Genomic DNA, 23,705 nt, shown 5'->3' on the forward strand with positions numbered 1-23,705 from the left:
CGCACCTTAATATCCAGAGCGGGTCATTAGCTCAGTTGGTAGAGCAGTGGACTTTTAATCCATTGGTCGATGGTTCAAGTCCATCATGACCCACCATTCTTTTGGAATGGTCTCAAATCGGCGGATTTACGCATCTTAATATCCAGAGCGGGTCATTAGCTCAGTTGGTAGAGCAGTGGACTTTTAATCCATTGGTCGATGGTTCAAGTCCATCATGACCCACCATTCCTGATTTATCTTTTCTTTCTAAGTTATCCTTTATTTATCTTAACAGCACACAGCAATACTGTTCTTTAGCTTAAGATTCTCGTATAATTCGCGCCATGAATGCACTGTGGACTAAGTGGTCGAGAAATGAGTCTAGCTGAACAAATTATGCCTGAAGATTATATCTTCCCTCCAAAGCCAGCTCCGTTATCAAAAGACGAGCAAGCTGAGTATAAGGCACGTATCAAACAATTATTAAAAGACAAGAACGCGGTTCTTGTTGCCCATTATTACACTGATCCTGAAATTCAAGCACTAGCTGAAGAAACAGGCGGTTGTGTTGCCGACTCGCTAGAAATGGCGCGTTTTGGCGCTAAGCACGACGCAGATGTAATTGTGGTAGCCGGTGTTCGCTTTATGGGCGAAACTGCAAAAATCCTAACGCCAAATAAAACAGTTGTTATGCCAACGCTTGCTGCAACTTGTTCATTAGACGTAGGTTGCCCAATTGAAGAATTCTCAGCGTTTTGTGATCAGCACCCTGATCGCAAGGTAGTAGTGTATGCAAATACATCAACAGCTGTGAAAGCCCGTGCAGATTGGATTGTTACTTCTTCATGTGCTCTAGAAATCGTTGAGCACCTTGATGAGCAAGGCGAAAAAATCATTTGGGGTCCAGATAAACACTTAGGTTCTTACATTCAAAAGAACACAGGTGCAGACATGATCATGTGGAATGGCGCCTGTATCGTTCATGACGAGTTTAAAACCAAAGCACTTAAGGATATGAAAGCCTTACACCCAGATGCGGCTGTATTGGTTCACCCAGAGTCTCCTGCGGAGATTGTAGCCTTAGCTGATGCGGTTGGCTCAACAAGCCAACTAATCAAAGCAGCGCAAACTATGGACAACAAAAAGTTCATCGTAGCGACTGACCGAGGCATTTTCTACAAAATGCAGCAGTTATGCCCAGAGAAAGAATTCTTTGAAGCACCAACAGCCGGTGAAGGCGCAACCTGTAAAAGCTGTGCACATTGCCCGTGGATGGCAATGAACGGCTTAAAAGCGATTGAAGAAGCACTGACAGACCCTGAGGGTAAAGAAGTATTTGTAGATATGGATTTACGCGAAGGCGCATTAAAGTCGCTTAACCGTATGTTAGATTTCTCAGCAACGCTTCAACGTTAAGAGCGAATCGTCTATATATACAAAAGGCAAGGTCTATACTTTGCCTTTTTTGTTTGATTACTAATCACTTAACCATCGTATTTTAAAAAGCCCTTGCGTCTATAGGGTTGTTTTCATACTATAACGCCGCGCTAAACTATAAGCGCCTTAGGTGACGTGTCCGAGTGGCTGAAGGAGCACGCCTGGAAAGTGTGTATACGGCAACGTATCGAGAGTTCGAATCTCTCCGTCACCGCCATTATTCAATATCAAGACGTCTCATGACGTCTTTTTATGCCTGCAAAGTAAATAAAATCAATTATTTGTCATCTTATGGTGTCTTATCCCGTCTCATTGAAGCGCAAAATTTTAGTTGCCCATATGGTATTCCTAATATTTGGTGCCATAATCAGGTATACCAACATGCAAATTTTTATCGATTATGCCTAAAACAATAAAGCCTTTATCTAATAATGAAGTTAAGAATGCTAAACCTAGAGAAAAAGATTATGTGCTTTCTGATGGAAAGGGTTTACAGCTAAGAGTTCGTCAAAATGGTTCGAAACAATGGAACTTTAACTACTATCACCCAATAACTAAAAAACGTATAAATATGGGGTTGGGTACATATCCAGCTCTAAGCTTAGTTAATGCGAGAAAGCTTGCTCAAGATGCAAGAGAATTAATCCTGTTCGATATTGATCCAAAAGAGCAGAGAGAAACCGCCCGAAGAGAAAAGTTAGCTCAAGAGGAACTTACTTTAGAAAAAGTTGCTAATGAGTGGTTTGAGTTTTCGAGTAAAGGTTTGTCTAAAAATTATTGCGACGATATGTGGCGATCTTTAGGCAATCATATCTTTCCTAAGTTAGGAAAGCACCCAATTGGAAAGTTGACAGCACCACTTGTTAGCAGCGTATTAGACCCACTTGCCAAGGATGATAGATTAGAAACTGTTAAACGTCTTTGCGAAAGGCTCAATAGGGTAATGGTTTTTGCGATGAACAAAAACTACATTACAGTTAACCCTATAGCGGGAATTAAAGCTAACTACAGTTCACCAAAAAGAGTTCATATGCCCACTCTTAAACCAGATGAATTACCAGAGCTTATGCAAACACTGGCAAATGCCAGTATCAAGCATATAACTCGATTTCTAATAGAGTGGCAACTTCACACCCTCACGCGACCAGGGGAAGCTGCGGGGACTCGCTGGGATGAAATTGATTTAGATAAAAAAGAATGGACTATTCCTGCTAGTCGCATGAAGATGAGAAAAGAGCATGTGATCCCACTATCTAAACAAGCCCTACAGCTATTAGAAGCAATTAAACCTCTATCAGGCCATAGAGAGTTTGTATTTCCATCAGACCGAGATCCTAAAAAGCATATTAATAATGAATCAGCAAATGTTGCTTTAAGGCGAATGGGGTTTCAAGGACGTTTAGTTAGTCATGGTATTCGGTCCCTAGGGAGCACGACACTGAATGAAAAGGGATTTAACCCTGATGTGATTGAAGCAGCCTTAGCCCATGTTGATAAGAATCAAATAAGGGCAGCATATAATCGAAGTGATTATTATGAAAAACGCAAAGAGTTAATGAGCTGGTGGAGTGAGCATATTGAAAGATCCTCGCAAGGATCAGTCTCTATACTGAGCATAAATAAAAAGACATTAGTTAGATGATAATAAAGGAATATACAAATGGCTCTAACACAAATGCAAATCATTCAGTCTCTTGGTGAAGCCATGAGCTGGTTAGAAAGGGAGTTAAGTTGGGATGTGCCTGCAACAGAGCTAAGACATTTAACCGGTAGAATAGGGGAACTGTACGCCGCACTTATAACTAATGGACGTATGGCAACTGAGGTTAACCAGGCAGGGTACGATGTTGTATCAAGTAGTGGTGAGCGGATATCAGTAAAAACAACAGCTAAAATGGGGTCAAGCGGCCATATAAGCTTTAACACAAATACGTTAGCGTTGGTTGACCGCATTATTATTTTGAAAATAAATACTGAAGAAATGCAGGTTGAGACTTTATTAGATACCACTGTTGAACAAGCAAAACTACTCATGAATATTGGGCCAACAGGTAAGAGCGCTATAGCTATGAGTAAGTTAATAAATCCACCGGTTAAGCCACGTATATTACTAAACGTAAAAGAAGTCATATGGAATAACTACAAATTGGTGGAGCTAGAAAATGGCACCATAGAAGTGTTTTTAAATGACGAGCTTGTAACACCTAGTAAGCCTTACTTACGTGATATTGCCAAAGAGTTAGGGGTTTCAATTTTAAATGGCAACGGAAATCCATTTAATACACGGCAGCTGGGCTCTTTGTTGATTAAGGGGTTAAGTGAATAAAGTAGTTGTTTTATTCCTAAACCATGAACTAAAATTACTTTATTTATCAGACTACAAGGATGTAATATGTCAGTTTTTAGTTGTCCAGAATGTGGTTGGCCTTTTAAAGCCCCTACAGAACAAAAAAAGCATAATAAAAGATGTGTCCGTAAGGCCTATCTTGCAGGGCCATCTTATAAAAGTGATATTCCCAAGGGCCTTTTGAAGGCAAGAAGAACAATAGAAGGGACTTATGAATGGGCTTTACTTCAAAGTAACAAGGCTACATCAAATAAATTAAAGATAGCTTTTACCAGTACACCTAAGGAAAAATTAGCAAAGGAAATTGAACGACTAGAATCCATTTTAGCCTTTAACGAGAACCGTTCTGATAAAGAGTTAAAAAGACTGATAGCTATATCGCATGCCTTTTCATCTATACAAAATCAAGTATCACAGTCTGATAAGAAAAATTTAAGAAAAGCCGCTGTTCGTGACTTAAACTCCAAGTTAAAGCCAGATAAAAATGTGTCTAACGATATTATGGATGTATATTTTAAATCTGGCGTTAGAGCTGTGAGATCAGGAGGTTTACCAAGCTTAGGAAAAAAGAAATAGCTTTTTCTTGAATGCTTGAAGTTAAGCGGTTCTTTAAATATTGCCTAAAAGCACTGAGCTTTGAGAGTAAATTTATCTAATTAACAAATAAAAGATATCAAGGTGGGTGCTTGTTTATGTCAAGGAAGAAGCAAAAATCAATTGAAGAAAGGGTTATAAAAGTACTAAAAGCTAATCCTTATTTTAGCTATCAAGAGGCTTGTAGGTTTGTCCTAGTAGAAAGGGAAGAAAATATAAAAAGGTTGAAAGCAAAGAAAAGCCTTAATACGAAAAAGGTGTTAACTAACAAAGTTAAAAATACAAAAAAGAAGAAAAAGCCTAATAAACGAAAGGCAAGTGTATGGACAGTTTCAGGCGGTGCAGTATCGCCAAAGTAACTTTTAGCCAAATATTAATTTAAAATTATAACGATTTACAAGAGTATGAAATTGATTGGGAGTTCAAGTGTCAAATAATAAAGATGCCATGAAGGCAAAGTTTGAAGAAATTAAATCATCAATGTGGTTAAAAAAAGAAAATGTCAGAATCATTACTGATGAAAATCGTAATGCAGAGCCTGAGCAAGAATTGTCTTTTGTCCTCAGTTTTAACGAGGCCTTGGATCTATATAAAAAACTTAAAAAAGAACATTACGCAGTTTCAATAAGCCATACTGAAAAGTTTAGAAATTTACCAGCGGGTTGGAATTTAGCAACACATCCCTCTTGGACGGGTAAAAACACTTTAAAAGAAGTAGAAAGCGACAACTTTAAGGTATTTATCGCGGCAGGAATGAGTGAAGCGGAAGCTATAGAGCTAGTTAGATGTGAAAATGTATAACGCTTTTTACAAAAAGCTTCAATGTTAGAAATAGCTTGAGGCCCCTTCAATAAATAATATTACAACAAAGACAAGGAGCTAGTTTTATGAATAAAGCTGAAGTGCACCGCAAAAAAGTTCAAGAAATCCTCGACGGTAATACTTTACATAGCCACCAAGTGAGTGCTGCCACAAAAACATTTAATGCATTTTCTAACGATGTGAGAGCTGTAGTAACAGCAGCTGAAATGCAAGCTGGCAAATCAGGTATTGCTTTAGCTTTGTGCTGTTTACAGCGTTTAAGCCTTGATGATGAAACAATTTGCCAAAAACGTTCACTTAAAGACACGTTATACTTAGTTACAATGCCTGATACGGCTTTGAGAGATCAGGCTGAAGACGACTTAAGACTTGCAAAGAATGTGGTCGTTAGTAATTTTGTTAATTTTGAAAAAGCCTTAGAAACAGACTTTAAAGGTAACCCCCCTAAGCTAATCATTATCGACGAATGCCATTATGGTTCTAATGTTACCGGTATTCGATATAGCTCTGTATTTGACTATCTAGAACAAGAAAATGACTCTTGCAAAGTTGTGTTTATTTCTGCGACACCTTTTGGCGCTCTATATGGGGCAGAAACAGAATACGAAGAAGCGCTAGAGGTTAGTTCTGAAGCTGAAGAAGATCACAACGACAAGCTTTTAAAGGAATCAACCCAAGCAGCTAATCAAGCGCTTAAAGACTCTATTTTACGTCGTGATTTTGGTACTCGGTTAGTTTTTCATAAAACAAGTGACGAGTACTACGGTGTTAGGGAAATGCTAAAAAACAATCGCTTACACAATTTAAATGACGAAGAAAGAAACTTCCTAGTTGATTCATCTCACCGTAAAAATTTTATGCAGCAATTTCATGCCCATCAGGGTATGGGCTGGTCATTAGTTAGGGTTCCTGCCGGTACAGCAATGGATGCTAAGCAGTTCTTCATATCTGAAGGTGTTGATGAAGAGAACATCTATATACTAGGGAATTCGCTATCAGGTGTACCTGAGGACGAGCTATCTACTATTGATAGGTTTAAAAAAGCATTTGAAGACAGTGAATTGTTTGGTGAAAAATTAGTCGCAATTACAGTTGCAGGTTGTCGGGCAGGAATAAACTTCGGTAGTTTAATGAAAAATAACCTCATTTCTACCTGGGATAGCACAGTTGCAAGTGTTGCTGCTGTGGTACAGGCTAATGTAGGTCGCGCGTGTGGTTATCACGGTAATAATACTTCAATGCATTTCACAAATGGGAATGCAGCTGAAGCCTATGGGGCAATTTTGGATTACCTAGAGCGTACATGTTCAGATCATGCAGCATCAGATTTTGATGGGTTAAAAGAGTTTTTTGAAGACGTATGTCAAGAGTACCAAGTAAATGGTTTGGATGTTGGACTAACAATTAAATATAAAAAACGTAGAGCTATTGGTGATGTTGAAACATTCGCAACAGATCACTATGTAGCAGTACCAGCAAGGCTCCTGGAGCAAGACTACGACTTTTCCCAGCACACCCAAGATAAGCTTCTTTTAAGCGCTATAACGGTCTTACGGGAAGAGTTTATCAAAAATGGAGCGCCGTCTGTTAAAGGCAGCAGGGCTATGCGGGGTAAAAAGAAAAACTGGATCAAAGCTCAATGGGTTAATGGAGATAGTTACGATAATCCAGAAAAAGCAGGTGTAGATGGTCCTCAAAAAGATAGAACAATAATGCTTACCAGCATGTTAGATAATGATGAATATGTTGAGTTTAATAGAGTCGTAGCCCCAGGTTCAGGTGAATTAACAGAGAATAAGTCAGTTACTGCAACAGTATTTAGTGTTTATAACATTTCAAGACGCAAAGTAGCTAAAACGGTGATGACAGAAAAAGATGTATGGGATATGTGTGATCATTTCGATATCCCTCGTGATGATACTCTATTTGTACTATACAAGCGTGGCGAGTACGACTTAGATAGAACCCTAGCTAAAAAAGCTCACAATGAGTTACCTGAAAAATCAGGTACATTAAGTGATGAATCACAATTCTCGGTGAAATAGAGTCTATGAATCAAGCAGAAAAACACAGAGAGTATCTAAAAGAAGTAGTATCTAATGATACGTTTGAACATCAACAGCATGCTGCACAGAGAGCATTTAGCCATTTTCAACAGGGGGTTCGTGCTGTTGTAATAACTGCCGAAATGCAATCAGGAAAATCGGGTATCGCACTAGCACTAGCAGCATTACAAAGGCTTAGTTTATCAGATACAGATATTTGTGAGCGCTCAAAGTTAAAAGATACACTTTATTTGGTCACAATGGCTGATTTGTCACTCCAAGAGCAGGCCAAGCAAGACCTTGCCAAATGTAATAATGTTGTTGTGAGTAACTTTACTAATATGAGTTTCGCACTCTCAAGTAACTTTAAAGCCCAATCGCCTAAGCTCATTATCATAGATGAATGTCACTATGGTGCAGGTTCAGAGGCCGTTAGATATGCTAAAGTTTTTGAGTATCTCGAAAAAGAAAACACAAACTGTAAAGTTGCTTTTATTTCAGCCACACCTTTTAGCGCACTTTACTCGGCAGGCGCAGACTCGATACTTCGTCACGATTTTAAAACCAGTCTTGTTTTTCATAAAACAAGTGATGAGTATTTGGGCATCAGGGAAATGCACCGCAACAACCAAATAGTAAAGTTAACTGAAGAACAGCGTAATTTTTGTGATGATTCTTTACTACGTAAGCGGTTTATTAGACAGTTCAAAGAGCATCCTTCATCAGGGTGGTCATTAATTAGAGTTCCTAGTAGCCAGGCTAACTTAGCAAAAAGTATCTTGCTAGAAAACGGTATAGCTGAAGAGCAAATTATGGTTATTGGCCAAAAGCTGGTGGGGGTTGAGGAAGGTGACTTAGCAAGTATCGACGACTTTAAACGTGAATATGAAGCAGCAGCTATGTTTGACGATAAAGTCATTGCAATTACTGTTGCAGGCTTTAGGGCTGGTATTAATTTTGGTCAAGAAATGAAGAGTACGCTCATTAATACCTGGGATAGTACCATTGCTAATATAGCTGCAATTGTGCAGGCAAATATTGGTCGTGCTTGTGGTTATCATAATAATACAGTGGCTAAACATTATACAAACCTTGATGCTATTAAAGCTTACAGCGACTTACTAAACCACCTTGAATTAAATAGTGATAAAAGTGACTTCGAAGGTTTACATGAAGTTTTTGAAGATATTTGCGCTAAATACGAAGTAAGAGGTTTTGACCGTGGTATAAGTATCGCCCCTCAAGTTGAATATAAAGCATCTCGTAAAAAGGATGATAGTAAAACATATTTAACCGGCGGTTATATTGCAGTGCCGGGCAAGTTAACAGACCCTGCCTTTGATTACTCACTTTATACGAAGAATCAAGAGTTGCTTGAAGCAATCAACCTAATTAGAGCTGAGTTATTAAAAGATGATGGTCCACTCCGTAAGCAGGGAAGAGCACTTAAAGGTGAACATCAAAACTGGATAAAGGCACAATGGGTTAACGGGGTTACCTATGATGATTACACCCCCAGTTGTGCGAAGAGTAGAGCATTAGAATTCACAACCTTGTTAGATCAAGGTGAGCCTGTTGAATTCAATAAAATAGTAAACCCTGGTGGAGGTGAATCTACGGAAGATAAAAAGGTCATGGCGAGCGTCTTCAGCATATATAACCTTTCAAGACAAACCGATGCATTTAAGCGTTCTATGGATGAAGATGATCTGGCAGAGATTTCTACATTGTTAAATGTAGAGAAAGACGACACTATAATTTTGCTTTATCTACGCGGTGAATATTCAAAAGAATTGACGGATAGAAAACAGGCAGATTCCGAACAAATCAAAACTACAAGAATCAGGAAAGATTCTGTTTTTTAAATCAAAAAAGCCGTTCAAATGAACGGCTTTAGTTTAGTAATAAAATCTGTTAATTATCTACAAACTTTAGATTCTTCAATCATGGCTTTTTGTACTGCCACGGTTTCTTTTATAACCTTATCGAAGAATTTTCTTTTCTCTCTAGCTGAACTGTTTCTCACAAATTCAGAAAAAGGCGTAGACTTAACTTTTTCACGAGATTTAGCAAACATGTCGTACTCCTTATTTTGTTGAATTACCTATGCCAGCAATGGCTTCAAGTGAGGCGCGATTGTACTTTTTGCCGAGCAAAGAGTCAATGTCGCTAACATTAAAGTAAGGCTTTTCTCTTGTTCCATCAAGGTTTTTCTCCATAAAAATAATATCTATTTGATCTTTAAATATTTTCTTAAGCTCACTAACAACAGCTTGAGATTTAAGAAATTGATCAACAAAAACCTCAGGTGGAACCCTTCTGCCTTCAACAATTTCACGTGCCTTTACTAAACACCATGCCTGCTCAGGATCTTGATATACAAAGATTATCAAAACATAGCGTTCTCTTTTAAGTGATCGTTCAATATTGGATTTTGCTTTCTCAAAACTAGACAGTGTTGAATCAAGCAAAAAGCTTACCTTTTTCATCAAAGCCCGATCATGAATAGCTTCTACCAACAGTGTAGCTGGAGTTTGAAAAAGAGGTGAATTTAGTCCCTTATAATCCTCAAACTCTTTCCTCAATTCATCATTTTCAATATGAACAACTTCTACACCATGCTCTTTTTTAAACTGAGAAATTATGCTTTTAGCCGTTTCCGTTTTTCCAGCGCCCGGTGAACCAGCCATAAATACCGATACAGCACTTTCTTCTTCAGGCAAATGATCAATCATGCTTTTGGCAATAGATTTCTTCATTGTCTTAGCTTGCGCTATCGCTTTCTTTATAATTTCTTCATCGGTCATACGGTATAAAACTTAAGGTTTATTTATATTAATCACAGGCGTTAAACATTCCTGCAAGCTCAGTCCGCCGTGGTTGTAGTAATCTCCACCTACATAACCTGCGATACCGGGAGCCATTGCAACAGAAACGTTCTCATTCCAATGCCAAGGTACTTTTAACTCGCTGCTATCTACGTTGTCTTTCAAAATAGCGCATCTTGCTAGGCGCTTTTTAACAACATTTTTGGAAATATCGGCATCTTTAAGTTTGTCAGGTACCCAAAGCCAACCATGATCAGTAACGATACGAATATTATTCCAACCTGCTTCGAACAAACCTTTTACGCGAGCAACTACGTCATCTAACACAGCATCAATATTACGAGGCATTTTTAGTTGTTGTTTATGACCCATATTATCTAGATCGCCCGTTTGAACCCATGCATTCCCATTAGGTTCTCCCGTTTCTAATCCCTCTAAATATTGCCAGTTTCGATCCTTGAGTGCTTTCTTAAACTGGTAGGAACCAAACTCAGAAGTTGAATCTTTTAGCTTTGGAGTAAAGTTATCATTCTCTTGGGCACCATCAAGTAAATCACCGACTGGCGTCACCGCAGCTTTGGCTGTTGCCGTAAGTGAAGGTAAAGCACACCAGTTCGTTGTTAATTCTGTGCTTAATCCAGACTTATCTAATTTATCCTGTAAAGCTTTAGCGGTATCAAAACGTAATCCATCAACAAAGAAAACAACTTGCCCGTCAACATTATATGCGGAGGTCGATTCGTTAACTTCATTATTCTTTCCTGGGTTACCAGGGTAACCCTCTGCTCTAACTAAGTTCTGGAAGTTTAGCGCTACTTTCTCAAGCCAAGGGGTATAAATAACTGCCAAAATATCAGCAACTATTTGTTCTTGGTTGATATCTTTTGCAACAGCCATTGCATTTATGGCAGCAGCATCGGCTCGCCAAAAGCGTTCTTTATAGGTTTCAGCCATTTGCTCAACACTAGGACCAGTAAAAGCAACATTAGTATGTTCAACTACTTCTGCTAGTTGCTCCAATATAGCCAACCAAGGTGAGCGTTCTAACTTATACCAAAGCCAGCTTTTTCTTTCTTTATGTTGCTCATATAGCGATAAAATAGAGTCTTTTAATGTTACAGCATCTATCTCTGAAGAGTTACTTAACTCTTTGGCCAGTTCATTTTCATCTTTATCATTTTCTGATAAGAAGTGACTTGCTTCAAATGCCAAACCATCTGGTTGAATCGCACTTAGGCGACTAACTAAAGAAGGAAGGTTATGTGCTGTATCCACAAAGCGCTGCCATACAGAAGACCACTCGCCTTCCGCTTCACATAGCTTAAAGAGGACCTGATTAACATCCGAAGATTCAGGATTAAAATCATAGCTTTCAGTACAGGTTTGTTGGAACGCAGCCCACTTTCTATCTGCCCATGAACGCTTTTTGTCTTGTGGGTCATTTAGCCAGCTCAATATATCTTTGGCAGGATCTTCCATCACAATGCTATTGAAGTCCTGTGCTTCTAGCTTTTTGCCTTTTAGCGCTTCATCAGGTGTTTCAAGCAAGTCAGGAAGAATATTTAAAATAGCTTCTTGGGTTTTTCTATCCTTGGCTACATCAAGCTCAAGGCCAACTCTTGGGTTTGTTAAAAATGAGCCTACAGACCAATCTCTGCCTGCCGTATTATAAGCCCACCAACAGCCACGATATTGTAATTCAGCTAACGGCCTTAATTCATCGGGGCACTGCTCAATCGCCCGTAAGTCTTTACGACCCACACCTGGTAAGTAAATAATAGGCGCCTTGTCTTTTGGTAATTCACAATCCTCCAACAACCCAGCTATGGCGCACTTAATCCAAATAGCAGGGCCTATACGTTGGTCAGGATTATATTCGCCTAATTCTACTAGTTCAGGTAAATGCTGCTTAATATAAGGCATAGCAGGCTGCCACTGGCATTCAATATCAGTCCACAAAATAGCAGCAGGGGCTACTTGCACCGCTGAATTATATTTAGCTGAGTTTCTTAGCTGTTCAATTAAGTAGTCTACTAATTGCATTAAACTTTATCTCTCGCTGCTTTTTTTTCGGCCAGTGTTAGGTGATGGTCGTTGATACGGTCGCCTTGTTTGCCGCCATACTCTAACCCTAAGTCATACCAAGGGGCTGACTCTACATCGGTGCCACGGTCTTTTTTCCAATGAATATTGGGTTTTGAACGCAGAATCCCTGCGTCTTTCTTGCCAACATCTTTCGCTTTCATGAATGGGCGGATGTTCAGGCGAACACCGTCATTTAAGTCCGGGTTCCAACCGATAGGTTGTTCCGCCAATGACTTCCAGCGTACAAAAATATCTAACCCTTTTTCACCAACTAAAATATCTTCAAGCTGTTTTCTTAGGTTTCGAGCTGCGGCTAAACGAATTTCAGCACCTTCGTCACCATCTTTTTCTAGCTGAATTTGAGTACTAATCCAGTCATCAAGATAGGTGTAAATTAAGCGCTCTAAGCCTTTGTAATCGAGTTGATGGTAATTGACTAACGCAGAGAAACCATCAGGCAAGCCATCCCATATGTGCCAAATAAACGGACGATGTTGGAACAGTTTACAGTGTTGCTCAAAGAACTTATCACGTAGCCAGATGTTTAAGTCGCGAGACTTAACGGATTTTAATAAATTGTTTAATACAGTGGCGGACCACTTTTCACCATAGGCTGCATGCAATATGGCTTCTAATCTATCTACGGCAGGTTTTTCACCGCGTATGGCAGGAATACAAACAATGCCGTCATCATCCACTAAACCTTCAAACACTTTGTTCTGAGCAATGATTTCGCGCATTTCAGGCGCTAATTCCATTTCCGTGTCCAGCTCTGCTGGCCATCGATAACCTAATAGACGAGCAACCGCTACTTGCAGAACGGTGTCGTCTTCGCGTAGCTTTCCAATAGCAGTCTTTTTAGTTTCTTCATTCCAAACAACTGATTCACAAGGGTGACCATGAAAAATCCATTGTGTAAGATCATCTGTATGCGGTAAGGGAATAGGAGCACCTTTTCGAAAATTTCCTGTTTCCTCCCACTTCCTTTTATTAAACAAAACTTTTTCAAAGCTGCTATTTGTTGGCTTCATTGATTGATCAAATTCTCTTACATCTTTAGAGTACTCTTCTGAATAAGTGTAATTAAGTAATGGAAGAAAGCAGTTTGTATTATCGACAACAGCAGTCATGTTACTGTCAAATGCTTCTCCCATATAAAGGGCGTAAGGCAGATTTGACATTTGGCTTATGGCGACGCCTTTTTTCCCCCAGGCAGTCATACCTTGCTTTCGGGCTAAGTGGTCTCCATTTAAGTCCCAGAAAAGTAAATAGTGCAAACCACCATAAAAGCCAGATTTAGATACAGTGCTCTGATACCATTTCCATTTTGGCAACTTTTTAGAAAACTCCCAAAATGACCTTTTAAACTGGTCGTCTCCGCCTGTCTTTATTCCTTGAACTGAAGAACAATAATCTCCAAGGAGTGATACATCATTAGAAAATGGGCTTAAATATATTACGCTATCGCTATTAATAATTTGTTGCTCTTGAGAAATTATTTTAGGTTCATCCCTTTGAATTAATGACCCTTTCTCTTCAAATGAACTTTTTCTTCCGCAATCAATTGTATGAATGTTGTCTCTTTCTCTAAATTTACCTACTGTAAGCAATAGTACGTTTACTACTTCCCCTGATATTTCTTGAAATGCCCCAGGTCCAAGCCTTACCAATAATTTCCAATCAAACTTAGTCAATAAACGTTTTCTAAAATATTTATATGTAGGCTGAATTAAAATATTTTGTGGGGTTACTAAAGAAATTACTCCAGGATCTGATACAAGCCTTGTTAGTTTATCAAAGAATATAGTAGCTAAATCTGTTCGAGCATATTCACAATTGGTATTAGCATAATCCTTTATTTCTTCACAAAGGTCATTTGCAGACCTATATGGTACATTAGTAGTAATCCAGTCAAACTTTTCAGAAAGTAATTCGGATGATTTAGCCAAGCCTTGAGCCATAGCTCTAGCCTCCTCACTAACATCATATTTATCTATAATTGCTTTTTGCAACACTTCCCAAGGTCTTAATGAATACTCATCAAGAGATTTACTTGGATCAATCAAGCTTCCTAAAGTAGGAGCTTCTTTAAAAGTCTGTAGCATCCACTTAATAGCACCTTGCAACTTTTCATCGCCTTTAGCTAAATCTTTCCATTCCTTTTGTGCTTCATTAATGGACACACCCGAACAGGCAAGTTGCAATTCTGGTAGTTGGCGATAACCACCTGAGTTAGGGTAACGCCATGCTTCTAGCGCCAAGGCAAATGCAGCCAGTTCAACACAGCGTTGGTCGAGTTCTAAGCCATGTATATTTTGAGCCAATACTTTATCAATGGCTTGTTTAGCGCTTAGTCCCTCTAGCTCCATACGAATTGGTACTAACATTAAAAACTTGGCTACTAAAAAGTGACCCGACCCACAGCATGGGTCGAGGGTTTTAAATTCACTTAAATTGTCTGGCCATTTATCAAAATCACCTGCGGCGCAACTCCATGTTTTTGTAGATTCATCCTGAACAAATCTTAAATACTCAAGCGGTACGCCGGGAATAGAGGCTAAATCTCTCAGCTCTTGCTCGTTGGAAGCTGTAACTAAGTCGTCTTGTGTCAAGCGTCGTTTTGCCCACCAAGCACCAAGCGCGTTGTCGAGTAAAAAGCTCACCATATAAGGTTCGGTGAATAGCTGAGTCACCGGGCTTAATTCTTTGGCACCGATTTTTACGCCAGATTCATTGACCTGTTTTTTCTTTTTGTTTTGCCAGAATTGATAACACCAGCCAAGGGCATCAGATGCTTGGAACGTATCCAGGTGCAAGTCTGCAATGAGTTCTTCTAGGGCATGAACATGGTTAATGGAAAGTTTGACGTCGAACACAGGCGAATCGGCGCGGAAGATTTGCGGCAACATCTTTTGTGCTAAACGGCCTGCTAAATCCCAACCGTCTTTAACTTCTGAGCCATCACCTAATGGATCGCTTTCTTCAGCCAGTTCCTTACATTCATCTAGGGTAACGTGTGTATTCTGATCATACATTAACAAGTCACTTTGCTCTAAGAAGCGAGCAAACAGCATGCGATGCCAATGCTCGTATGCCATTTCGTTAACTAGCAACTCTGTTTCTTGTTTGCCTGAATCACGATTTAACACATCACCTAATTGACGGCCGTGGGCACGTAAACGCGTTCTGAGCTTACGCTCTGCTTCACTTAAATAGCTAGGCGCACTTCCTTCGCTAATACCTAAGCGAGTAAGCGCTTCTGTTACTGCAACTTCAACAATGTCTCGGGCTTTTTCTACTGTTTTTTCAAGCTTGCCGCGTAATGTTTTATCTAATGGTGTTCTCATTTTTTATTCCTTTAGCAAGCTTATTAGCTAGGTACCACAGGGCCATTGGCCAGTTCAGCACTAATTTGGACTTCGATTTCAGCTAGCCACTTTTGCAGATCTTCTTCTGATTCAATCAATGGTTTATTTAATCGAATATGTTTTACTTTAGGTGCAAGTTCGTTAATGGCGTCTTTAAGGGCTGCGTCAAAGCGCCCAGGTAATGCTGAAATACGATCATTCCACTGCTCGAAGCTGGTTTCTTCAATTGCGTCATATACTAAGGCTGATGAAGATAATTCAACGATAGGTACTGAGTCTAAGCTTCGTTTTCGTAATAAATCTTGCTTTTTATTTTCATCTAGCTTAGCCCAATTAGCGTCATCCATTAGGTCACGGTGGCACGCATTGAATTCGTCTTCATATTCAGAAAGCTTAGCTGTTATAGCGTCGCGTAAGGCAGATTCCGCTTGTTTTAGTAGAGGGCTGATTGGGTTAGGTTCAGCTAACAAGCTACGATTGCTTTCAATGAAGTCCATTTGTTCAGAAATAGTGCGATGTATCGCTAAATCTTTGCATAAACGAGATGCTGTTTTAAGCTCATTCCATTGGTTCATTCTGCTCTTAGCTAAATCAGCCTGCTCTTGCCATTGTTTGAACTTGGTTTCAATTTCGTCTTTGGCATCAAAAGCTTGCTGAAGTTGCTCGTTACCTGAGTACATTTCTAAATCAGTAAGTACTGTGGTACATGGCGCTAGAGGTAAAGGCGCTTCACCACCTGCACTGCGAGCAATTTGTTTTGCATTGGCTATCGCAAGTGGTAGTTTACTTTGTTCTTCATTACTACCGCAGTTTTGCCCCTCAGGTAGTAAGGCATTTATTAAGCCTCGTACTTTAATAATTTGTACTTTTGATAAGGTTACGTTTTCAGGGCGGAACCTAGTTTGGGTTACTGAAGATCTATCTAAACTTTTTGCATCTACAGGGCGCTCTTGTGCGTCTTTTGCATTTATTACACCGGCTGCGACCATTGCGAAAAGGGCACCCTCGATAGTATCTTTACCCCAACCATAAGGTGCATCTTTAAAGTTGTCGATGATCTCTTTGCCTGTTTTAACTAGACCAACAAAGCGTTTAATTTCAGAACATACCGGGTGTTTATCTGCATCATCATTGTGACCAATCGCTTCTAGTGCATTAGGATCACCTTGCGTGCTAGCTCGGCTATATACTTTTGCCCAGCCTTTGTCATCGGCCATTTTGAACTTACTAAATAAACGTTGGCTTGCGAGCTTTCCTGCGTTTTGAATTTGCTCTGCTAGGTTTGCGCCTTCAATTTCTTGGCCACCTGCCAGTTTTACCTGAATTTGACTAAAGATACCTTTTAAGATGGCTTTTTTCGTTCGGTCCGCTTCTTTGAAACGATATTCCATTGCGGCATAAGCTTCTTTACCAGCATCTGTTTTAGCAGTGCCTCGCACATCTATCGTGGTTTCTGCAGCCTTTAATTCAATAATAGCTTTACGTAATTCATCACGCTGTGATGTTGGTACATGGATGTAAATAGTTGCTGAATCAGGATCGGCACCACGCGCCAAGGCATTGAAGTTCTTTTCTGGCACTTCTGGTGCCCAAGCATAGAGCTTTTTGTCTGCATCACTAGGTAGTTCTCGACCAAACTCAAGGTTAATTGGTCTTGGTTCTGCAACATCACCTTGAGTTATACGAGCTTGCGCTACCTGTTTGCGAACGAACTGCTGTATTTCTTGAGAGCGGAAATATTCAAGCTTTTGTGGGTTAGCCTTTAATTCATTCTCTTGTTGGCGATACATATCGTACCATTGCTGGCTTTCGACTGTTTGAAGGCGATATTCTTCACCTACAGCCGTTTGCATTGGCATGACTAGGCCATCATCAACTAATTGAGTAAGCAGTTTCGGTACGAGTGCTCTGAGTTCATGCTTACCTTCTTGGAGGTTCTCCAACAGTAAATCAGACAATGTATCAGCCGTAGCAGCAATACCTGATTCAATATCTGTAGGTAACTTGCTGATCAACAGTATTAAAGCCAATAAGCGAGATTGTAATTTTTGATCGCTGTTGCCAGCCTTTAAACGGCTAATAGTTTCATAAATATCTTTACCGATAACACCACTATTTAATAGCTTGGTAGCGATTTGATCGTAGATATAATCAGCTGGCACCACACAACCTAAAGGCTGTTCAGCCGTAGATTTTGTTGCTTCATGAACGATGCGTAATTGGTTACGAAGTTGAGAGCCTGTGCCTGTTTTATCGAGCGCTGGAAGCACTTTTTCCCAAAAACGACGGCGCACTGGTAATAGCGGGTAGTCTGCAACCATCCATTTTTCATCATCTTTGTTGTGCTCAATAATACTACCGCGTAAATGACGACTAATCTCGCCTAATTCGTTATCGATAACGGTTTGGATTGAGCTACGCGCACTCTCATTTTTTTGCAATATGACTTTACGAATAACCGAATCAACATCGGTATCTTGAAGTTGCACGTTAACGGTAAAACGGCCCATTAGACGTTGAAGGTTTTCAGTACTGGTTAACGCACTTTGGCCTGTGCCAATAAATAACAATTTAGAGTCTAATCGACCATCTTCACCACAGGTTTCACCAAGTTCTTGCACTGCCATCGCCGTATCAATATCGTCGCCAATGTATTGCTGAACTTCATCTAGCACAACAAGTGTTAATGGTAGCTCACCATTAATAGCAATAGCGTCTATCACCGCTGTCACCATTTCGTCGTTTGATACGTCTTTCACTTGTTGGTATTGAGAGCGGATCATTTTGCTGACTTCGACAGGCGAAGGTGCAAAGCCGGGTATGGCATTTAAAATTGCATTACCAACAACAGGAGACATATGAAGGTTTTTTAATTCATGCTCCCAAGGATCTCGACCTTCTTTCTTTTTGGCATTCGTTGTTACGTATTCTCGAACTTGGTCGTAAATGCCTTCTTCTTTTAGCCACATGACAAAACGTGCTAAATGATATTGCTCTGGTAAGCCAACCGACTTAAATATGATACTTAAAAATGCCAAACGAACATTTTTGCCTGCGCTAGAACTAAGTGTGCCAGAAGCTGCATGCAGTCCATTATGTTGAGTTGCCTGTGTAGATAGTTCGTCTAAAAGAGCTGCAATATTGCTTGGTAAGTCAACAATACTACGTGCAGTTTGGCCGTTATTTAATGTTTGATTGGTCCATAATGCACGTGCCATTTTGGCTAAGTGAGATTTACCAGAGCCGAAGAATCCGCTGATCCATACACAAGGCTGTTTAGCGTTTCTTTTTACACTGTCTATGTAAGATTTTAAAATTCTTTCTAAGCCTTCAGCATATGCGCCATCACAAACAAAGGTTCTAAGCTCGTACTCTAGAATATCTAACTCTAATTTTGTTAGGTCATCTTTTACTGTTGCTACACCTTCATTAGCTAAATGATTTTGTAGTGGGTCGTTGAAATATATTTCTCTATTTAGCATTTACTTGTTCCTTATGACATTGCTGTGATGGCGGTTGCGTGATAGCCCCACCCATCCTTGGCATCTAAAAGTTTAAAATTATTGTTTTGATATTCACCGGGGAAGAAAACGACTAAGCGGCCTTTAACTTGTTTTGCCACTTCTTCAACTAAGCCAGAAACGGATGCAAAACCAAACAAAGCACCACAGCCAAGAAGTGCAACTACACCATTCTCGTCTTGATTTTCATTTATCTTGGTTGATAGCTTCTCTATCAATTCATCAGAAAAGTCTTCATATAAGCCTGCAAGATATTCTGGATCCTCAAAGTAACCTTCTTTGTATTCTTGATCTGCCATCCATTCTTCAAAGCTATGAGTTAGATCAAGTTGTAGCCAAGGGTGTCCACTTTGCGTTGCACTTGCTTCGAATTCGCCAATACGTGCTCTTAGCTTTAACTCATCTTCTTTGTTATAAACAACAAAAATAGTGCGCTCATCAGCGGAAACCGCTACTGGCCAAGGAATACTAATATGGCTGTCGAAGCTCCTTAGAAGCTTGGATAATCTATCAGACATTATTCTTTATCCTCGTCCTGCTTTGACTGCGTCAAATCTGGTAACTCTATGTTGGGGAAGGTGACTTCTATAATGTCACTCACTTGTTTGAAGTTTATTAAGCCACGCAATGACGCTCTATGAGCTAACTCAAACAAATGCTCTTTATCTTGACTTAGCATCTGGCACCAAAAGCTATCAAACATTCTTTGTCCGGTTAAACCGTGGCAATAAGCTAGAAAAAGTGCGTATGCTAAATTAACGTAAGACGCTTTTGGTTGAATGCGGTATTTTTTGGCTTTACCTTCTAAGTAGCCAGCCTGGGTCCATGTGCCATTAATGTTTTGTGCGAATGATTTAAGTGATGCTGCACTAAAGCGATTTGGATCATCTTTTGCTAGATGCTGCTCTACCGTTTCTCTTGGCAAGTGTTCGCCTAATTGTAGTGGTAGTATGACACTAGCTGAATTCCTTAAAATAGGGTCTCTTGCTATTGCTAATTGCAGCGCTAACATTGGCTGAGCGTCTTCTGATAGCTCCCACCACTGACGGAAAACATTAAATAAAGGGATATCCATAGACATGCCATATAGATCTACAAGGTGCCTAAAGGTTAATGAACGTGATTTTTCGGTTGGCTTATGCAATATATTAAAATTGATTATATCGTCTTCGTAATCTTTTTTTGTTGCGCTTTCATCACGAGCAAAAAGAAGCTCTTTAAGCTCTTCAATCATCATGCTTCTAGCAGAGTGTGCGCCATTTTTGCCAAATTTAAAGCCTATTTGGCTAAGTGTGTTTTCTTCAACCATGTTCATTCCTGATAGCCTGGGGCTATCTCAATATCTTTAAGATTAAGTTGTGATTTATTGATTAAGTGCAACTGGTAAGTATTACAGTTTAATGTGCCTTGTTCGGTACAGTCTACGTTCCATTGTCTAAGCAAATAACCGAGTAGAGCTGCTCTTACTTCTAATTTTAATTGCCCGTTGTCCATTTCGTAATCAAGCTCTATTGCTTTTGGGTATTTTAGCTGTGGGTGCGGCGCTAAAATTATATCGTAAATGGTGTGCCATTGGGTGTCTTTATCTGCGTATTCTTCAGGTTTAATGAGTGACTGCAGTATTTTTGGACATTCAATACGGGTAGCAACAAAATCTCTAAATTCTTGGTTTGATCTATCAAATGCACGTACATGCCAGCGTGTGCCATTATTTACAATAGAGTGGGGGATTAATTCTTTTGAAGTTGTGCCGGAACTTAAAGATGTATATAGGCACTCAATTGCTTTTTTAGAAGTAATAGCTCGCATTAGAGTAGCGATGATCTCGCTATTTGGATGTATTAAACGCGTTGCGTTTTGGCAGTAGTCACTTGGCTGAACGCCACTAGACAGGCCATCACCAAAACCACGGCATAAAGCGCTGAGAATACTCTCAGCGTTATGTGCGAACAAAGGTTTAAAGCTTTCTAAGCGGTGGTAGCTTTTAGTTGTATGACTTAATACTAGATTTTGAGGTGCAAGTTCTTTATATGATGAAAAATCACGAGTACACGCGGCTAAGCCAGTTTTAAAACGCTGAATTAAATCAGCTCTTGCAACTTGGCCAAAGTACTGCAGATTAAAATCTATGAACGCTAAGCGTTCCCTCTGCGCATGTGTGAGTGCATCCAATGCGGTATTAGTCATAAATATACTAAATCATTATTTTGTAGTAACTATATCAGGCAAAGTTAAAGATGCAATCAAAATGAGTTAATGTGGTGTGCTTCTTAAATAACTACAATAAACATTTGACATTAAATGTTTTAGCAATTAAATTGCGTTTTAAGGGCAGAGGCTTACCTGCGGTTTGTAATGTACTTCTTACAAAACAAAGCACTCGAATCGTTTTCAGATAACACCTACGATATACACTTCATTCTTGGACTTAGTAGCCAGAAGTACGCCGTTTAAAATATACAACGGGGCTTTAACTATTTTTTAAGGTTTTAGAATGAAAAATAATACTACAGTTCCAACTACATACATCCCTCTAGAAAAATTTCATATACTGCCTGTAACTGGTTTAACACCAGAGAACTTAAAATACTCAGCTAAAAAAATTATTAAAGACAGAGAAAAAATATCTCCTACCACAAGGCTTAATATACTAGCTAAAAGCCTCGGTATTAAGGGTGGTTTTGCTAACTACGCAAATGAGTTTGAAGAAAAGATTAAGCCATTCATGGTAAAGCATAACTTGCATAAACGAGTTAATTTACTTGAGCATAAATACCGTGGAATACAACTAGGCTACACACAATTTACCCACCAGCAAGTATCTGAGAGGCTGTTTTACTCAAAAGGGCAGATGCCGAATAAGTTATTTACTGGGCACGACTTCGATTTTTCAGGTGTTTTAACCTGGGATATGCTAGAGCTAAATACCGCACTTGAGGTTGATAGTGATTGGGAAAGTATAATTACCAACGATATTCATTTAAAGGTTTTCAGTGATGGCTATTACATAACTCAATTAAATGAGCGTCAACAACAGCTTTTATCCCAGGGTTTATCAGCAAAAATAGCCTTTAGAGTAGTGGATAAGTCAAGCCTACCAAGTTTCATAGACTTTATCACTAATGGTAAAGCTCAAGACGCTACTCCAACTGCAGTTAAACACAAAGAAATAGTAACTACTGCTGCAGAACTAATATTAGTTAAGAATCATAATACTGTCCCCAGTTGTTATAACTTACTCGGGGACAACCTTTGTGATACGTATTGTTATGACTCTGACTCAGAAGTAGAAGTTTATTTTGAAGAGGGCATGCTTGAATCTGAGGTTAAATTAATTAAAAAACAAATGGAGTTTTTTTCAAAAGCCTTAAATGAGCGGCTTCAGGCTAGTGATTGTGGATGGGTGAATGTAATTCCTTACAACGAAAACCTTATATTTCTATCTGACAATAACGGCAACTTTGACTTTGTCATTAAAAACCAAAGAGATAAGGTTTTTACACATCAGATATACGGTGACTACCTAAAACGAGCAGATATACCAAGCTGTATTGAAGATTATCGATTTAAGCGTTGGGAGTACTTTAACTATAAAGGTAATCGTGAATTAGATAGTCACTTAGCTGAGCAACATTACTATTTTAATGGTGGTTTAACTAAAAACTACCCTGGGCAACATGTAATATTACAAAATTATTATAAAGCCTCTGGGGATTATATTATCGAAAGCCGCAGCTCAAATAAGCGCCTACATGGCTTTAAAAAAGTTAAGCTAGCCGAAAAAGAGCTAATGGTTTCAGAGCTTATAACCATAGATGAACTAAATGATTTTTTACATAAAAACCATGAATATTTTGCTACCAGAAAGGGTGACTCGTTACCCCCGTTAAATAGTGAGACTGATAAAAATTTAGCAGCTACATGCACTTTTTATGATGTACTGGCTTATATTAACTGTGCTGAAAAAGAAACAAACGTACCACTTAGATTACTTGCTTACGATGAGTACTTAGCAGTTAGGGATAATGAAGTTGGAAAAAATGCTAACTTTGATAAAAGTCGTGATATGACCTTTTATACACCTGACGGTAGGCATTACCCTGCGCACCCTCCATATATGAATGAGAGTGACTTTGATGCTTTAACATTACGGTTTCCTGAGAATTTAGCTTGTTTTGAAAAAAACGGGCTAAAGTTTATAGACTCGAACTTTTTTGCTGAGTGGTTGTTGGAAGGCGTAAGTATACGTTCAGCGAGTTTGACCTCTTTTTATGGCGACGCTAATGTATTAAGGGCATCTGGTCCGCGAGATTGTACAGGTAAATATAAAGGCATAAAAACAGGCTTTAGACTTTGCTATGAACTAAGTAAGTAGGCTTTATTAAGGCTACCCCGCTATGGGGTAGCACTTTAAGCTGCTGTATCTGAAGCGTCTCTTTTGAGTATTTTCTCATTTATCCAATCTTCTACTTCACTTTCCACCCAAGCTACAGAGTTGCCACCTAGCTCTACTTTCATAGGGAATCCACCAGCAGCCATAAAACGGTATACCGTTGCGCGGCTTAGGCCTGTCATGTGTAAAACTTCTTTTAATTTGATTAAACGCATGGATTTTCTCCGGTTAGTTATTAGTTCATAACTTTTCCGGAGTTAGTATTTTTTTATGCCCTAAAACTAAA

Annotated in this window: 18 protein-coding genes and 3 tRNA genes; 12 read left to right on the forward strand and 9 right to left on the reverse strand. The window is 39.3% G+C overall.

All coding sequences use genetic code 11. From position 1 onward, the window contains the following. Positions 1-20 precede the first annotated feature (20 nt). The 11 genes from J3455_RS10440 (at position 21) to J3455_RS10490 (ending at position 9,089) form a co-directional block, all read left to right on the forward strand. A tRNA-Lys gene (locus J3455_RS10440) sits at positions 21-96 on the forward strand. A 53-nt stretch (positions 97-149) separates the two neighbouring features. Then, positions 150-225: transfer RNA gene (locus tag J3455_RS10445), tRNA-Lys, on the forward strand. A gap of 129 nt (positions 226-354) precedes the next feature. Further along, on the forward strand, positions 355-1,395 hold the full coding sequence (nadA, locus tag J3455_RS10450; protein WP_054561293.1) for a quinolinate synthase NadA: 1,041 nt from the start codon (positions 355-357) through the stop codon (positions 1,393-1,395). A gap of 150 nt (positions 1,396-1,545) precedes the next feature. Further along, positions 1,546-1,633, forward strand: a tRNA-Ser gene (locus tag J3455_RS10455). Positions 1,634-1,816: 183 nt separating this feature from the next. Beyond that, entirely contained in the window at positions 1,817-3,058 is a 1,242-nt protein-coding gene (locus tag J3455_RS10460; RefSeq protein ID WP_349561676.1) for an integrase domain-containing protein, read from the forward strand. Positions 3,059-3,076: 18 nt separating this feature from the next. Then, on the forward strand, positions 3,077-3,742 hold the full coding sequence (locus tag J3455_RS10465) for a DUF6998 domain-containing protein (protein ID WP_349561677.1): 666 nt from the start codon (positions 3,077-3,079) through the stop codon (positions 3,740-3,742). 66 nt (positions 3,743-3,808) lie between these two features. Next, positions 3,809-4,339, forward strand: coding sequence for a hypothetical protein (locus tag J3455_RS10470; RefSeq protein ID WP_349561678.1), 531 nt, complete (start codon positions 3,809-3,811; stop codon positions 4,337-4,339). A 116-nt stretch (positions 4,340-4,455) separates the two neighbouring features. After that, positions 4,456-4,716 (forward strand): hypothetical protein, encoded by a 261-nt coding sequence (locus J3455_RS10475; protein WP_349561679.1) that lies wholly within the window; start codon positions 4,456-4,458, stop codon positions 4,714-4,716. Between the two features lie 67 nt (positions 4,717-4,783). Next, complete coding sequence (locus tag J3455_RS10480; RefSeq protein WP_349561680.1) at positions 4,784-5,158, forward strand: hypothetical protein; 375 nt, start codon at positions 4,784-4,786, stop codon at positions 5,156-5,158. An 86-nt stretch (positions 5,159-5,244) separates the two neighbouring features. After that, positions 5,245-7,224 (forward strand): DEAD/DEAH box helicase, encoded by a 1,980-nt coding sequence (locus J3455_RS10485; RefSeq protein ID WP_349561681.1) that lies wholly within the window; start codon positions 5,245-5,247, stop codon positions 7,222-7,224. A 5-nt stretch (positions 7,225-7,229) separates the two neighbouring features. Beyond that, the gene (locus J3455_RS10490) at positions 7,230-9,089 is read left to right on the forward strand and encodes a DEAD/DEAH box helicase family protein (RefSeq protein WP_349561682.1); all 1,860 of its coding nucleotides are present in this window, start codon (positions 7,230-7,232) and stop codon (positions 9,087-9,089) included. A 53-nt stretch (positions 9,090-9,142) separates the two neighbouring features. Here the strand turns inward: J3455_RS10490 and J3455_RS10495 are convergent, their stop codons facing one another. The 8 genes from J3455_RS10495 to J3455_RS10530 are packed head-to-tail and all read right to left on the reverse strand — an operon-like array spanning position 9,143 to position 21,213. Then, positions 9,143-9,301, reverse strand: coding sequence for a hypothetical protein (locus J3455_RS10495; protein WP_349561683.1), 159 nt, complete (start codon positions 9,299-9,301; stop codon positions 9,143-9,145). A gap of 10 nt (positions 9,302-9,311) precedes the next feature. Further along, positions 9,312-10,031 (reverse strand): zeta toxin family protein, encoded by a 720-nt coding sequence (locus tag J3455_RS10500; RefSeq protein ID WP_349561684.1) that lies wholly within the window; start codon positions 10,029-10,031, stop codon positions 9,312-9,314. A gap of 12 nt (positions 10,032-10,043) precedes the next feature. Then, on the reverse strand, positions 10,044-12,095 hold the full coding sequence (gene pglZ, locus J3455_RS10505) for a BREX-1 system phosphatase PglZ type B (protein WP_349561686.1): 2,052 nt from the start codon (positions 12,093-12,095) through the stop codon (positions 10,044-10,046). Beyond that, positions 12,095-15,484, reverse strand: coding sequence for an Eco57I restriction-modification methylase domain-containing protein (locus tag J3455_RS10510; protein ID WP_349561687.1), 3,390 nt, complete (start codon positions 15,482-15,484; stop codon positions 12,095-12,097). The genes pglZ and J3455_RS10510 overlap by 1 nt, the downstream gene beginning before the upstream one ends. A 23-nt stretch (positions 15,485-15,507) precedes the next feature. Continuing rightward, positions 15,508-18,987: a BREX system P-loop protein BrxC gene (brxC, locus tag J3455_RS10515; RefSeq protein WP_349561689.1), complete on the reverse strand. Its 3,480-nt coding sequence runs from the start codon at positions 18,985-18,987 to the stop codon at positions 15,508-15,510. A gap of 11 nt (positions 18,988-18,998) precedes the next feature. Next, a complete protein-coding gene (locus J3455_RS10520; protein ID WP_349561691.1) occupies positions 18,999-19,544 on the reverse strand; it encodes a BREX protein BrxB domain-containing protein in 546 nt (181 codons plus the stop codon). Continuing rightward, on the reverse strand, positions 19,544-20,335 hold the full coding sequence (locus J3455_RS10525; RefSeq protein WP_349561692.1) for a hypothetical protein: 792 nt from the start codon (positions 20,333-20,335) through the stop codon (positions 19,544-19,546). The genes J3455_RS10520 and J3455_RS10525 overlap by 1 nt, the downstream gene beginning before the upstream one ends. Before the next feature lie 2 nt (positions 20,336-20,337). After that, a complete protein-coding gene (locus J3455_RS10530; protein ID WP_349561693.1) occupies positions 20,338-21,213 on the reverse strand; it encodes a WYL domain-containing protein in 876 nt (291 codons plus the stop codon). 307 nt (positions 21,214-21,520) lie between these two features. Here J3455_RS10530 and J3455_RS10535 point away from each other — a divergent pair, with 307 nt between their 5' ends. Then, positions 21,521-23,401 carry a hypothetical protein gene (locus tag J3455_RS10535; RefSeq protein ID WP_349561694.1) on the forward strand — a complete coding sequence of 627 codons (1,881 nt, stop codon included), beginning with the start codon at positions 21,521-21,523 and terminating at the stop codon, positions 23,399-23,401. A 35-nt stretch (positions 23,402-23,436) separates the two neighbouring features. Here J3455_RS10535 and J3455_RS10540 read toward each other — a convergent pair whose 3' ends face one another. Then, positions 23,437-23,634, reverse strand: a complete 198-nt coding sequence (locus J3455_RS10540) for a helix-turn-helix transcriptional regulator (RefSeq protein WP_349561696.1) — start codon at positions 23,632-23,634, stop codon at positions 23,437-23,439. Positions 23,635-23,705 lie beyond the last annotated feature (71 nt).

Origin of the sequence: Pseudoalteromonas sp. NFXS39 (assembly GCF_040148775.1) — a bacterium.
Taxonomy (GTDB): domain Bacteria; phylum Pseudomonadota; class Gammaproteobacteria; order Enterobacterales; family Alteromonadaceae; genus Pseudoalteromonas; species Pseudoalteromonas apostichopi.

Bases quoted from the DNA above. Each gene is read 5' to 3' on its own strand.
- J3455_RS10470 (WP_349561678.1), top strand. From the start codon at position 3,809: ATGTCAGTTTTTAGTTGTCCAGAATGTGGTTGGCCTTTTAAAGCCCCT.
- J3455_RS10475 (WP_349561679.1), top strand. From the start codon at position 4,456: ATGTCAAGGAAGAAGCAAAAATCAATTGAAGAAAGGGTTATAAAAGTA.
- J3455_RS10530 (WP_349561693.1), bottom strand. From the start codon at position 21,213: ATGACTAATACCGCATTGGATGCACTCACACATGCGCAGAGGGAACGC.
- J3455_RS10525 (WP_349561692.1), bottom strand. From the start codon at position 20,335: ATGGTTGAAGAAAACACACTTAGCCAAATAGGCTTTAAATTTGGCAAA.
- J3455_RS10495 (WP_349561683.1), bottom strand. From the start codon at position 9,301: ATGTTTGCTAAATCTCGTGAAAAAGTTAAGTCTACGCCTTTTTCTGAA.
- J3455_RS10510 (WP_349561687.1), bottom strand. From the start codon at position 15,484: ATGAGAACACCATTAGATAAAACATTACGCGGCAAGCTTGAAAAAACA.
- brxC (WP_349561689.1), bottom strand. From the start codon at position 18,987: ATGCTAAATAGAGAAATATATTTCAACGACCCACTACAAAATCATTTA.
- J3455_RS10485 (WP_349561681.1), top strand. From the start codon at position 5,245: ATGAATAAAGCTGAAGTGCACCGCAAAAAAGTTCAAGAAATCCTCGAC.
- J3455_RS10490 (WP_349561682.1), top strand. From the start codon at position 7,230: ATGAATCAAGCAGAAAAACACAGAGAGTATCTAAAAGAAGTAGTATCT.
- J3455_RS10520 (WP_349561691.1), bottom strand. From the start codon at position 19,544: ATGTCTGATAGATTATCCAAGCTTCTAAGGAGCTTCGACAGCCATATT.
- J3455_RS10460 (WP_349561676.1), top strand. From the start codon at position 1,817: ATGCCTAAAACAATAAAGCCTTTATCTAATAATGAAGTTAAGAATGCT.
- J3455_RS10540 (WP_349561696.1), bottom strand. From the start codon at position 23,634: ATGCGTTTAATCAAATTAAAAGAAGTTTTACACATGACAGGCCTAAGC.
- pglZ (WP_349561686.1), bottom strand. From the start codon at position 12,095: ATGCAATTAGTAGACTACTTAATTGAACAGCTAAGAAACTCAGCTAAA.
- J3455_RS10500 (WP_349561684.1), bottom strand. From the start codon at position 10,031: ATGACCGATGAAGAAATTATAAAGAAAGCGATAGCGCAAGCTAAGACA.
- J3455_RS10465 (WP_349561677.1), top strand. From the start codon at position 3,077: ATGGCTCTAACACAAATGCAAATCATTCAGTCTCTTGGTGAAGCCATG.
- J3455_RS10535 (WP_349561694.1), top strand. From the start codon at position 21,521: ATGAAAAATAATACTACAGTTCCAACTACATACATCCCTCTAGAAAAA.
- nadA (WP_054561293.1), top strand. From the start codon at position 355: ATGAGTCTAGCTGAACAAATTATGCCTGAAGATTATATCTTCCCTCCA.